This window comes from Streptosporangium roseum DSM 43021, assembly GCF_000024865.1.
Classification (GTDB): domain Bacteria; phylum Actinomycetota; class Actinomycetes; order Streptosporangiales; family Streptosporangiaceae; genus Streptosporangium; species Streptosporangium roseum.
The window spans coordinates 4,071,119-4,084,087 of the sequence record NC_013595.1 but is presented as its reverse complement, the minus strand read 5'-3'; the positions used below and the strand labels follow the sequence as shown (position 1 = coordinate 4,084,087).

Genomic DNA, 12,969 nt, shown 5'->3' with positions numbered 1-12,969 from the left:
GATCTTAGTAAACGCATGGGGAGAGATCCATGGAACCCTGGGCGGCCGTTCTCGGCCTGCTGGTCGTGCTCGCCGGAGGGATCATCGGCGTGTACGCCGCCTCGCTCCTGCTCGCGCCCCGGGGAACCCTCGACGTGGGCCCCTTCCTGTCGGGCGCCCGCCCGCGGGAGCACGCCCTGTCCCGCTTCCATGTCCGCTGGTACGCCGTGACCCTGCTCTTCCTGGCCTTCGACATGGAGATGGTCTTCATGTACCCGTGGGCCGTGGTGGTCGCCGAGGTCGGAGCCGGGGCGCTGGTGGAGATGTTCGCCTTCCTCGGGCTGCTCATGGTCGGCGTCGTGTACGCCTGGCGCGAGGGGGCGCTGCGATGGGCGTGAGCGAGTGGCTCCTGGAGTACGCGGCGGGCGGCCCGCGGCCCGTCACCGTCGCGGCTCCGCACGGAACCCGCGTCCGGCTGCTCGCGGAGGCCGAGCTGGCGCGGCGCGGCTGGCGGCCCGCCGGCACGCCGGCGGTGGCGGACCTGCTCGTGGTCTGCGGCTCCCCCGAGGACGCCCTCACCCGGGCGGTGGAGACGGTCTGGGCGGACACGCCCTGCCCGAGGGCACGGGTCGAGCTGCGGGAAGACCTCTGGCCGGAGCAGGTGGCCGGCGCGCTGGACGGCGCGGCGAGCCGCCTGGCCGACGGCCCCGCCCAGCGCCGCGACGCGGCCGAGCGCGTCAGGCACCAGTCGCGCCGGGACAGGGGCCGGACGCACGGGCACGACGTGGACGGTCCCGGACGCGGGAACGGGGACGGCTGGCAGGAGCACGGGGACGGGCACGACGTGGACGGTCCCGGACACGGGAACGGACACGGACACGGACACGGGGACAGGGACGGGGACGGGCACGCGCACGGCCACGGGGACGGCATGGACGGTCCCGGGGGGCTGCGGATGGCTGGCAGGGGCCCCGACCGTGACGGCCTCACCCTCGACCGGCTGCACGTCCCGCTGGGCCCGGTGCTGCCCGACTGGCCGGCCGGGCTGGTGGTGGAGACCGTCCTGCAGGGGGACGTGATCCAGCGGGCCCGGGTCCGGATTTCCGGCGGGTCGGGCGTGGAGCGTTTCTGGGACGCGCCCTGGCTGGCGGCCCTCGCGGGCCGGCACGTGACCCGGGGGGAGGCCGCCCGCCGCAGGGCGGCATCCCACCTGGACAGTCTCGGGCGGCTGCTGGCGGTATCCGGCTGGGACAGCTCGGCGACGCGGGCGCGGCGGCTGCGCGACCGCCTGCTGTGGGAGCGGCCGGACGACGGGCTCGCCGAGGACTTCACACGGTTCGCCCGCCGGGTGCGGCGCTCGCGGCCCCTGCGCTGGATGCTGCGCGGCCTGGGAACGGTCGACGCCTCATACGGGCCCGCCGTACGGGTGCGGGGAGACGTGGTGGCCCGGATGGAGCGATGGCTCGCCGGGACGGAGGCGGCGCTGGGCGATCTGGACGACCGGTCACGGCTGGCCGATGACGAGGGGCCTCGCGGACCCGTGGGCGAGCGGCTCTCGGAGTCCCTGCTGGCCGTACTGCCCACCCTGCTCGCCGGCGCCGAGCTCGCCACCGCGCGGCTGATCGTGGCCAGCCTCGACCCGGACCTTGACCAGGTGCCGTCGGCGTACGGGGCCCTTCATGCCTGAGATGACGCCGTTGTGGGCGCCGATCGCGCTGATCGGCGCCCTGGCCGTGCTCGCCTGGGGCGCCGCCGCCCTCGACGCGGCCTTGACGGCGGGCATCCGGCTGAGGTCCGCCGGCGACCCGCTCCGGGAGGCCGCGCGGCTGCTGGTCCGGCAGCGGCGGCGCACCCTCCTGTCCGACACCCTGCTGATGCGCGCGGGGGTCTGCGGCCTTCCCGTCGTCGCGGTGCTGGCCGGCATCGTGCTGCCGCTCGGCGGGAGGCCGGTGGCGGATCTGGCGGTGGGCGTCGTGTGGTTCAACGCCATGGAGGTCTGCGTCTGGGGGGCGCTCTGGCTGACGGGGTGGGGCGCCAACTCGGTCTACCCGCTGATCGGCGGGTACCGGGCCGTGGCGCAGGGCCTGGCCTACGAGCTTCCGCACATGTTCGCCCTGATCACGGCGGCGCTGGGGGCCGGTTCCCTGCGCTTGAGCGAGGTCGCCGGCGCGCAGCGGGGGCTCTGGTTCGCCGTGTGGATGCCGGTCGCGTTCGCCGTCTATCTCGTCTCGGCTCTCGCCATGGCCTTCTGGGGGCCGATGGACCGGCCGATGGGCTCCGACATCGCGGGCGGGGTGCGGGCCGAGCTGTCCGGGCCCGACCGGCTGGTCTTCCAGGCGGGGCGCTACACGCTGCTCGCGGTGGCGGCCGCGGCGGCCGTCCCGCTCTTCCTGGGCGGCGGCGCCGGTCCGGCGCTGCCGCCGTGGCTGTGGACGGCGCTCAAGACGGTGGCCGTGCTCGCCGTCCTGGTGTGGGCCAGGCACCGGCTGCCCGCCGTACGGATGGACCGCTTCACGTGGCTGTCCTGGCTGGTGCTGATCCCCGCCGCGCTGCTGCAGATGCTCGTCGTCGGGATCGTGGTGCTTTGACGCTCCAGTCCGCCGCGTTCTGGATGCTCGCCACGCTCTCGGTGGCCGGGGGCGTCGCGGTGTTCGTCGTCGACTCGATGGCGCGGGCGACGTTCGCCCTGCTGACGTCGTTGATCTGCGTGGGGCTGGTCTTCCTCCTGATCGACCTGTCGTACCTGGGCGTTCTGATCGTCCTCATGATGGTCATGGAGATGCTGATCATGGCGGTCTTCATGATCATGTTCATGATGAACCCGGCCGGCCTCATGCCGATGAAGATGGTGCACAACGCTCGCGGAGCCCCGCTCATCGCCGCGGGAGTCTTCGTCCTCCTGGTGGCCGGGGTGTTCCTCACTCCCTGGCCTCGGCGCCGGGGCAGCCCACCGGCCGATCCGACCCATGCACTGGGCCTGTCGATCATGGGGCCGAAGATGCTCGTCATGATGGTCGTCGGGGTGGCCATCCTCGCCACGATGATCTCCACGACGGTGCTGGCGACCCACCGGGGCCGCTACGACGCCGACAGCGGCGGCGATGACAGTGGCGACGACGGCGGCGGCGGTAACGGCGACGGCGACGGCGACGGCGATAACAGTGGCGGCGGCGGTAACGGTGGCGGCGGTGGCGCTCCGACCGGCCACCTGTCCCCTCCCCGGGCGCTCCCCTCCTCCCCTCCCCCGGACCTCCCCTCCCCCTCCCCTGCAGAGCGGGCGCGTCATCGCGGCGACCGCCCGCGCCTCCGTCACGAGGAGGACCGCTGAGATGGGACTTCAGGCCTTCCTGCTGCTCGCCGCCGCCCTGTTCTCCGTCGGCCTGTACGGCGCGCTGTCGCAGCAGGCGATCGTCATGCTGATGATGGGCCTCGAACTCATGATCAACGGGCTGATCGTGGCCGCCGGCGCCTTCTGGTACCACGTGGCCCCGGCGAGCGCCGACGGCCAGGTGCTGGTCCTGGTCGCCGTGACCGTCATGGCCCTGGAGATGGCCATGGGCTTCGCCGTCACCACGGCGATCTTCCGGGCGCGCGACGTGGACATGACCGACGACGCCGGGGATCTGAGGGGATGAGCGCGCTCGCCTGGCTGCTTCCCGGCCTGCCGGTCGTTTCGGGCGGGCTCCTGGTGCTGGCCGGCCACCGGGCGGACCGGGCGGCGCCGATGACGGCCGTCGCGATCGCCGCCGCGACGCTCGCCCTGGCGGTGCTCGCCGCGATCACCCGCCCCGAGTCCTCCACGACGCTGTTCGCCGGGCTGCGGGCGGGGCCGGCGGTCGACGGGCTGTCGGCGGTGACGGTCGTCACCGTGTCCGCGATCGCGCTGGCCGTGCTCGTCTTCGCCGCCGGGCAGATCCGCGAGGATCGCGGCCGGTTCTCCGGGCTGATGCTGCTGTTCACCGGGGCCATGCTGGCCACCGTCACGGCCACCGATCTCGCGCTCCTGTTGATGGCGTGGGAGGTCATGGGGGCGATGTCGTACGCGCTGATCGGTTTCCGGTGGCGCGACGGCCATCGGGTGAGGTCGGCGGGCATCGCCTTCGTCACCACCCGCGCCGGAGACATGGGCCTGTACCTCGCCGCCGGCTGCGCCCTCGCCTCGGCCTGGTCGCTGGACATGGCCGGGCTCGCGGGGAGCGCACGGCCCTGGCGCGACCTGATCGCCGCCGGGATCGTCGCCGCCGCGCTGGGCAAGTCGGCCCAGCTGCCGTTCTCCTTCTGGCTGTCGCGTGCTATGGCGGGCCCGAGCCCGGTGTCGGCGCTGCTCCACTCGGCCACCATGGTCGCCGCCGGGGCCTACCTGCTGCTGCGCGTGCAGCCGCTGCTCGCCGCGACGGGCTGGGCCGGCCCGCTGGTCGCCTGGGTGGGCGCGCTGACGGCGCTGCTGCTCGGAGCCGTGGCCGTCGCCCAGCGTGATCTCAAGCAGTTGCTGGCGGCGTCCACCTGCGCGCAGGTCGGCTTCATGGTGCTCGCCGCCGGCGTTTCCGCGGTGGCCGGAGGCACCGCGCATCTGGTCGCGCACGCCGCCGTCAAGAGCCTGCTCTTCCTGTGCGCCGGGGCGTGGCTGACGGCCCTGGGCACCAAGGACCTGACCGAGCTGCACGGCGCGGCCCGGCGCCACCGGCTCGTCGGGGTCACCTTCGCGATCGGGGCCCTGGCGCTGGCGGGGCTGCCGCCGCTGTCGCTGTGGGTCACCAAGGGCGCCGTCCTGTCCGCGGTGGCCGAACGGTCGCCGCCCCTGTATCTCGTCTCGCTCGCCGCCGCGCTGCTGGCCGCCGCCTACGCGGCCAAGGCCGTGTTCGCGGTCTGGCGCCCACGGGACGCCGGGACACGGGACGACTCCGAGCAGCCCGGCACCCATCGTGTCGGTCTCCTGGAACGCCTGCCGCTGCCCGTGCTCGCCCTGGTGGCGGCGGCATCCGGCGTGGTCGGACCGCCCGCGGCCTTCGACGCCTGGCGGAGGCTGCTGGGAGCCCCCGCGGAGCCCGGTCCGGGCGGCGGTGAGCTGCTGCTGTCCGGCGCGCTGGCGATCGTCGTGGTGCTGGCCGTACGGGATCGGGCGCTGCCCGCCCCCCGGGTGCTCGGCGAGTGGCTGTATCTGGAGCGGGCCGCGGTCGCCGTGGTGTGGCGGCCGCTGACGGCGCTGGCGCGGTCACTGGCGCGCTTCGACGACCGGGTGGTCGACGGCGCGGTCCGGAGCGTCCCGCGGGCCGGGATGGCGGCGGCCCGGCTGGCGAGGAGATGGGGGGAGGCCGGTGCGGACGGCGCGGTCCGCGCCGTCGCCTCGGGTGTGGCCGGGCTCGCCGCTCTGGCCCGGCGCCCGCAGACCGGCCAGGTGCACACCTATTTCGCGCAGGCGGCGGTGGGACTCGTCCTGCTGGCCGTCCTGATCGCGCTGGTGAGGTGAGCGTGCTCTCCGCCGTGATCTTCCTGCCGCTGGCCGTGGCCGCCGCAGTCCTGCTCCTGCCCCGGCTGGGCGCGCGTGCGGCGATCCGGGTCTGGATCGCCGCCGCGGCCGCCGACCTGCTGCTGGTCGCCGTGATGTGGGTGGGGTACGAGGGCGGGATCGGCTACGAGACGCGGATGCGCTGGATCCCGTCCGTGGGCGCCGGGTACCACGTGGGCGTCGACGGGATGTCGCTGCCGCTCATGGCGATGACCGCGCTGCTGTTCCTGGTGTGCTCGATCTACTCACTGCGCGGGACCCGGCGGGCCCGCGCCTACGCCGCGCTCTTCCTGTCCCTGCAGACGGTCTGCCTGGGCCTGTTCGCCGCGCTGGACCTGCTGCTGTTCTTCGTCTTCTTCGACCTGTCCATCGTGGGCATGTACTTCGTGATCGCCGGATGGGGGCACGGCGACCGCCTCCGGTCGGCGCTGAAGTTCTTCCTCTACACCTTCCTGGGATCGCTCGCCCTGCTGCTCGGCTTCATCGGGCTCTACCTCGGCGGCGACCCGCGCACCTTCGACATGGTCGACCTGACCCGCGCCCCGCCCTTCGCGGGCGCCCCCGGGACCGCCGGGCTGGTGCTGCTCGCCGTCGGCGTGGGGCTGGCGGTCAAGACGCCGACCGTGCCGTTCCACACCTGGCTCCCGCCGGCGCACACCGACGCCCCGGCCGCCGGATCGGCCATCCTCGCGGGCGTGATGCTGAAGATGGGCACCTACGGCTTCGCCCGGATCGCGATGCCGATGCTGCCCGGCGCCTGGCAGCGCCACGCCTGGGTGTTCGTCGTGGCCGGAGTGGCCGGCGTGCTGTACGGCGCGCTGGTCGCCCTGGCCCAGGACGACCTTAAACGGCTGATCGCCTACACCTCGGTCAACCACATGGGCTACATCGTGCTCGCCCTGGGCGCCGCGGGCCTTGTGGCCGGGGACGCGCGGGCCAGGGAGCTGGCGGTCAGCGGGGCCGTCACCCAGATGGTCAGCCACGGGCTGGTCACGGGCGCGCTCTTCCTGCTCACCGGCGTCCTGTGGGACCGCGCGCGCAGCTACGACCTCGACGGGTTCGGCGGAATCGCCGCGACCGCTCCGATCTTCACCGGGCTCACGGCCGTGGCCGCCTTCGCCTCCCTCGGCCTGCCGGGGCTGTCCGGCTTCATCGCCGAGTTCCAGATCTTCGCCGGGGTCATCGGCATCGGGACACCCGGCGGCGTGGTCGCCGGGGCCCTGTCCGTGACCGGCGTCCTCATCACCGCCGCGCTGCTGCTGCGGATGCTGCACAAGGTGTATCTGGGACGGCCGGGAGAGCTGACGCCCCGGGTCACCGACGTGCGGCCCGACGAGCTGGCCGCCGTGGCGCCGCTCATGATTCTGTCCCTGATCATCGGGATCGCTCCCCGGTGGCTGCTGGACATGATCGAACCGGTCTCCGCCGCCGTGGTCTCCCTGGTGAGCCGTTGACTCCCTCGCCACGGCCGAAGCCCACCCCGCGACCGAAGCCGCGGGGTTCCACGCTCGGGGAGTTTCGATGAACGGGATGAACGACGATCCCCTCGACCTCCTCCCGGAGCTGTTCCTGCTCGGCGGGGCGGTCCTGGGACTGCTCACCGGCATGTTCCTGCCACGTCACCGCCAGCCGATCGTGGCGTGGATCTGCGCCCTGGGCCTCGCGGGCGGGCTGGCCGCCGGCGCGTTCGCGGCCACCCGGCCCGGCGGCATGGCCTTCGGGTCCTACGCCCTCGACCCGCTCACCCACGTCACACGGGCCACGGTCATGCTCGCCACCCTGCTCGTGGTCGTCCTCGCGTCCGGCTGGGCGCGCGGACGCCGGCGCGAAACCGAGGCCTACGTCCTGCTCCTGCTCTCCGCCCTGGGCGCGATCATCCTGGCGGGGACCGGCGACCTGCTCGTCTTCGTCGCGGCCTACCTCCTGGCAAGCATCCCCGCCTACACCTTGGCGGGTTTCGCGAAGGACGCGCCCGGCACCGAGGCGGCGCTCAAGTACTACCTGATGGGCGCCTTCCTCGGCGTCCCGATGCTGGCGGGAGTGACGCTGCTGTACGGCCTCGCGGGCTCGACGACCTATGCGGCGCTGGGCGAGCGGCTCGCCGGGGTCCCCGGGGCCGCCGTGGCCTGCGCCCTCGTCGCCCTGCTCGCCGGCGTGCTCTTCAAGATCGGCGGCGTGCCCGCCCATTTCTGGGTGCCGGACGTCGCCGAGGGGGCGCCCGCCGCCGTCGCAGCGTTCGTCACGACGGTCCCGAAGGTCGGCGCGTTCGTCGCGCTGTTCCGCATGGCGGACGAGTTCCTCGCGGCCTCGGCCGCCGACTGGCGGCTGCTGCTGGCCCTGATCGCCACGGCGACGATGACCCTGGGCAATCTGGCCGCCTTCTTCCAGGACAACGTGCGGCGGCTGCTGGCCTACTCGACGATCAGCCAGGCCGGCTACCTCCTGCTGCCCGTCGTCGCGGCCGGACGCAGCGACCTCGCCGCTCCGGCGCTGCTGTTCTACCTCGGCGCGTACGCCGTCACCAATCTGGGAGCCTTCGCCGTGGTCGTCGCCACGGGACGCGACTCGCTGGGCGGCTACACCGGCCTGGCGCGGCACTCCCCCGGCCTCGCCGCGTCGCTCGCCGTATGCCTGTTCGGGCTCATCGGAACCCCGCCGACCGCCGTCTTCGTCGGCAAGCTGCTGGCCTTCGCCGCCGCCTGGGACGCCGGCCAGGTCTGGCTCGCCGTGGTCGCGGCGGCGAACACCGTCGCGAGCGTCTTCTACTACCTGCGATGGATCGTCCCGGCGTTCCGGCCGGGAGGAGCGGAGGGACCGGGAGGATCGGGAGAACCGGGAGGATCGGGAGAACCGGAAGGCAGGGAAGGAGCGGAAGGCACGGGGAGACCGCGCCGCGCGGAGGGGCCGGGCGATCCAGGGAGGCCGGGACCGCGCGCGGCGGGGGGCGTGTCGCGAGGCGCCGCGCGCGTCGCCCACGTCGCGGCCGGAGCCTCCGTCCTCCTGGGCGTCGCCAGCGGGCTCGTGCTCGCCCGTGGCTGGTAGCGCACGGTTTCCCGGCGGGGCGGCACCGGGCCAGGACGCCACAGGTAAGCGAGTTGAGCTGCGAATATACTGGCTCCATGATCGGAAGCACGTGCGGCGTACCGTCCCGGCGCCGGTTCCGCCCGTCCGGTCGGACAGCCGCGCTGAGAGCGCCGGGATGACCGGATCCGGAACGCACCCGCCGGCCGGCCTGCCGGATCACGCGACGGATCCCATGATCCGCGTGCGGGACGCGCGGGAGCACAACCTGCGCCACGTCGACGTCGAGGCGCCTCGGGACCGCATCGTCCTGTTCACCGGGGTGTCGGGTTCGGGGAAGTCGTCCCTGGCCTTCGGGACCGTCTACGCCGAGGCGCAGCGCCGCTACCTGGAGTCCGTCACCCCCTACGCCCGGCGGCTCATCGAGCAGGTGGGGGCTCCCAAGGTAGGCGACATCACCGGCCTCCCCCCGGCGGTCGCCCTGCGGCAGGCCCGGGGCGGCGGCAGCGCCCGCTCGTCGGTGGGCACCGTGACCCACCTCTCCAACGTGCTGCGGATGCTGTTCTCCCGCGCCGGCGCCTATCCCCCCGGCGCGGAGCACCTGGACTCCGACTCCTTCTCGCCGAACACCCCGATCGGGGCCTGCCCGCACTGCCACGGCCTGGGCCGGGTGCACACGGTCAGCGAGGAGAGCCTGGTTCCGGACCCCGGCCTGAGCATCCGTGAGGGCGCGGTCGCCGCCTGGCCCGGCGCCTGGCAGGGCAAGAACTACCGCGACATCCTCGTCGAACTGGGAGTCGACGTCGACCGTCCGTGGTCGGAGCTGCCCGCCGAGCAGCGCGAGTGGATCCTGATGACCGACGAGCAGCCGGTCGTCACCGTCCACCCCGTGCGTGACGCCGGCAAGGTGGCCCGCGACTACCAGGGGACCTTCTCCAGCGCCCGGCGGTATGTGCTGCACACCTACGCCACGACGAAGAGCGCCTCCCTGCGCGCACGGGCCGCCCGGTTCCTGCTCTCCTCCCCGTGCCCGGTGTGCGAGGGCAGACGGCTGCGTCCGGAGGCGCTGGCCGTACGCTTCGCCGGCCGGGACATCACCGAGATGGCGGCCCTGCCCCTGACGGAGCTGGCCGAGGTGCTCTCCGGCGCGACCCGCGCCGGCGACCTCGACGCGGCCGGGCCGCCGGACGCGCGGGCGGAGGCCGCGGCGGCGCTGGCGGGCAACCTGCTGGAGCGCATCCGGACCATGGCCGAGCTGGGGCTGGGATACCTGAGTACGGACCGGTCCACCGCGACGCTCTCGTCAGGGGAGCTGCAGCGGCTACGGCTGGCCACCCAGCTGCGGTCGGGCCTGTTCGGAGTGCTGTACGTGCTCGACGAGCCGTCGGCCGGCCTGCACCCGTCCGACACCGAGGCGCTGCTGGAGGCCATGCGCCGGCTCCGGGGGGCGGGCAACTCGCTGTTCGTCGTCGAGCACAACCTGGATGTCATGCGTCAGGCCGACTGGATCGTCGACGTCGGCCCCGGAGCCGGGGAGCACGGCGGGCGGGTGCTGTACAGCGGCGAGGTCGCGGGCCTGGCGCGGGTGGCCGGCTCGGCCACCCGCCGATACCTCTTCGAGCAGGCGGACCGTACCGGCGACCGGGACGCGCGCCGTCCCTCCGGCTGGCTGGAACTGCGCGGCATCACCCGTCACAACCTCCGCGACCTGGATGTGCGCTTCCCGCTGGGCACCTTCACCGCGGTCACGGGTGTCTCGGGTTCGGGGAAGTCGACGCTGGTGAGCCAGGTGCTGACCGGCGTCGTCGCGGAGCACCTGGGTGCCGACGCCGACGACCCGGGACAGCTGGGCGCCCGCGAGGGCGAGGACACCGGCGCCGGGCACGAGGGAGGCGGCGGGCGCGCGGGGCCGGACGGCTCCACGACCTTCCCGGGGCCGGGGCCGGACGGCTCCACGCCCGAGGAGGTCGTGACCCACGTGGCGGCGACCGGCCTGGAGCCGATCCGCCGCCTGGTCCGCGTCGACCAGCGGCCGATCGGACGCACCCCGCGGTCGAACCTGGCCACCTACACCGGCCTGTTCGACGCCGTCCGCCGGCTCTTCGCCGCGACCCCGGAGGCGCGCCGCCATGGTTACGACGCCGGCCGCTTCTCCTTCAACGTCCCCGGCGGACGGTGCGAGAACTGCCAGGGGCAGGGGTCGATCTTCATCGAGATGCTGTTCCTGCCGGGCGCGACCGCCCCGTGCCCGGTCTGCCACGGCGCGCGCTACAACCCCGAGACACTGCGGGTGACGGTGGCGGGGCGCTCCATCGCCGACGTGCTCGACATGACCGTCGAGCAGGCGCGCGACTTCCTGCGGGAGGTCCCCGGCGCGGTCAGGAGCCTGGAGGTGCTGTCGGAGGTCGGGCTGGGATACCTGCGGCTGGGGCAGCCGGCGACGACCCTGTCCGGCGGCGAGGCGCAGCGCGTCAAGCTGGCCAGCGAGCTGCAACGCGTGCGCAGGGGCCACACCCTGTACGTCCTGGACGAACCGACCAGCGGGCTGCACCCGGCCGATGTCGACCTGCTGGTGGCGCAGCTACGCGGGCTCGTCGCGGCGGGGAACACGGTGGTGCTCGTGGAACACGACATGGACGTGGTGGCGGGTACGGACTGGGTGATCGATCTGGGGCCCGGTGGCGGCGAGGCGGGCGGGCGCGTCGTCGCGGCCGGCCCCCCGCACGTGGTGGCGGGTGCGCGGGACAGCGCGACGGCTCCGTACCTGGCCCGCCGGCTGGCCCGCCGGGAAGGCGGACGGCGGGGCGTGGCCGCCCGCTGACCGCGGCGCGCCCGTTCCGCCGGCCGGCCCGGCGCCGGGGCCCTTCAGACTCCGGCCGGCCCGGCGCCGGGGAGCCCTTCAGACTTCGGTGGAGGAGGCGAGCGGCCCGGATCCGCCCACGGTGGCGTCCACATGGTCGTCCGTCGCCAGCGCGCGGCTCAGCGCCGCGCGCCGGAGCAGGAATCCGAGGCCGACCAGGACCGCCACAAGACCGAGCCCGAGGTAGTAGGCGGTCTCGGGAACGACCTCGCTCAGGCGCACGACGCCGCTGCCCAGCCCGCCGCCGAGCGCGGCGAACAGCCAGTAGACGCCGACGACCCGCCCCATGAACGGGCGGGGGAGCACGTCGGCCAGCGCCGAGATGCTCACCGCCGCGACGACGACCTCACCGCAGGCGTGCGTCAGGTAGACCACGATCAGCCAGAGCGGGGAGATCCTCGTGTCTCCGGCGGCGAGCGCGGCCGCGACCGACATCACCAGGAAACCGCCGCCCACCAGCAGCAGCCCGGTGGCGAACTTGATCGCGACATGCCGCCGCCCGCCGATCCTGGGCAGCACCGAGGCGATCATCGGTGCGAGCACCAGGATGAACATCGGCGTCACCGCCTGCAGCCAGCCGGCCGGCACGGTGAAGCCGGCCACGTCGAGGTCGACGTGATCCCGGGCGAACAGGTTGAGCAGCGACGCCGCGTGGGCGATGATCATCCAGAACAGCGTGCTGCCCAGCAGCACGGCGAGGAAGGCCCGCAGCCGCCGCCGGTCGGCCACGCCGAGCTCCGGGTTCCGGTACAGCACCAGGTAGCCGACGGGCGGCACGATGACGGTCAGCACGCCGGTGATCGCGATCGCCGTGGTGGGGCTGAGCACGCCGGCGAGCGCCATGACGACGAGCAGCCCCGCCAGCACCGCGCCGGTCGCGGATGTCCGGGTGAGCAGGACACGACGTTCCCCGGGCGTGAGCGGCCTCGCCGGCCGGGCGCCGATACCGTGGAACTGCGCCCCGGTGGAGGCGAACACCACGCCGGTGGCGATCACGGCCAGCGCCGCCACCGAGAAGGCGAGATGCCAGCTGACCCGCTCGCCGAGGAAGGCGGTGACCAGCGGTGCCAGCAGCGCGGACACCTGGACGCCGACGTACATCAGCGAGATGCCCGACTCGCGCCCTCTGCTGCCGCCGAACATCAGGTTGATCATCGCTTGGTGGTTCGGCTTGAACAGGCCGCCGCCGATCGCCAGCACGCACAGGCCGACCGCCGTCATGACACCGGTCGGGATCGCCAGGAGCAGGTAGCCGATCCCGCTGAACACGCACCCGGCCAGCAGCGCGGGCCGCTGGCCGAGCAGCCGGTCCCCCGCCCAGCCGCCCGCCATCGACAGGATGAACATCAGGCCGATCCACGCCCCGAACAGCGCGGCGGCATCCGCCCTGGCCAGGCCGAGCCCGCCCGTGGAGCGGGGTGCCGCGGCGTACAGCACCAGGATGGCCTGCATGCCGTAGAAGCCGAAACGTTCGAGCGCGTCGGTGGCGAAGAGCGTCACGTACCAGCGCGGCATCGCGCGCACCGACACCGCGCCGTCATACCGGTCGGCGGCGTCGTGGCTCTCGCCGGGACTCCCGGTCCCGGACCGCTGGGAGCTCATG

General features: G+C 73.9%; 10 protein-coding genes. 9 read left to right on the top strand and 1 reads right to left on the bottom strand.

The genetic code is table 11. The annotated features are described in order from the left end of the window. The first annotated feature begins 29 nt into the window (after window positions 1–29). From SROS_RS17880 to SROS_RS52975, 9 genes are all read left to right on the top strand, one after another. Complete coding sequence (locus SROS_RS17880) at window positions 30–377, top strand: NADH-quinone oxidoreductase subunit A (protein WP_012890355.1); 348 nt, start codon at window positions 30–32, stop codon at window positions 375–377. After that, window positions 374–1,666: a hypothetical protein gene (locus tag SROS_RS17875; protein WP_148269120.1), complete on the top strand. Its 1,293-nt coding sequence runs from the start codon at window positions 374–376 to the stop codon at window positions 1,664–1,666. The genes SROS_RS17880 and SROS_RS17875 overlap by 4 nt, the downstream gene beginning before the upstream one ends. Then, complete coding sequence (locus tag SROS_RS17870; protein ID WP_043652254.1) at window positions 1,659–2,567, top strand: complex I subunit 1 family protein; 909 nt, start codon at window positions 1,659–1,661, stop codon at window positions 2,565–2,567. The genes SROS_RS17875 and SROS_RS17870 overlap by 8 nt, the downstream gene beginning before the upstream one ends. After that, on the top strand, window positions 2,564–3,307 hold the full coding sequence (locus tag SROS_RS17865; RefSeq protein ID WP_012890352.1) for an NADH-quinone oxidoreductase subunit J: 744 nt from the start codon (window positions 2,564–2,566) through the stop codon (window positions 3,305–3,307). Before SROS_RS17870 ends, SROS_RS17865 begins: the two co-directional genes overlap by 4 nt. A 1-nt stretch (window position 3,308) precedes the next feature. Continuing rightward, window positions 3,309–3,614, top strand: coding sequence for an NADH-quinone oxidoreductase subunit NuoK (gene nuoK, locus SROS_RS17860; RefSeq protein ID WP_012890351.1), 306 nt, complete (start codon window positions 3,309–3,311; stop codon window positions 3,612–3,614). Further along, a complete protein-coding gene (locus SROS_RS52980; RefSeq protein ID WP_012890350.1) occupies window positions 3,611–5,446 on the top strand; it encodes an NADH-quinone oxidoreductase subunit 5 family protein in 1,836 nt (611 codons plus the stop codon). Before nuoK ends, SROS_RS52980 begins: the two co-directional genes overlap by 4 nt. Beyond that, window positions 5,443–6,939 carry a complex I subunit 4 family protein gene (locus SROS_RS17850; RefSeq protein ID WP_245564665.1) on the top strand — a complete coding sequence of 499 codons (1,497 nt, stop codon included), beginning with the start codon at window positions 5,443–5,445 and terminating at the stop codon, window positions 6,937–6,939. Before SROS_RS52980 ends, SROS_RS17850 begins: the two co-directional genes overlap by 4 nt. Window positions 6,940–7,015: 76 nt before the next feature. Then, window positions 7,016–8,527: an NADH-quinone oxidoreductase subunit N gene (locus SROS_RS17845; protein ID WP_148269119.1), complete on the top strand. Its 1,512-nt coding sequence runs from the start codon at window positions 7,016–7,018 to the stop codon at window positions 8,525–8,527. Window positions 8,528–8,741: 214 nt separating this feature from the next. After that, complete coding sequence (locus SROS_RS52975; RefSeq protein ID WP_148269118.1) at window positions 8,742–11,327, top strand: excinuclease ABC subunit UvrA; 2,586 nt, start codon at window positions 8,742–8,744, stop codon at window positions 11,325–11,327. Between the two features lie 78 nt (window positions 11,328–11,405). Here SROS_RS52975 and SROS_RS17835 read toward each other — a convergent pair whose 3' ends face one another. Beyond that, the gene (locus SROS_RS17835; protein ID WP_012890346.1) at window positions 11,406–12,968 is read right to left on the bottom strand and encodes a peptide MFS transporter; all 1,563 of its coding nucleotides are present in this window, start codon (window positions 12,966–12,968) and stop codon (window positions 11,406–11,408) included. Between the last annotated feature and the right edge of the window lies 1 nt (window position 12,969).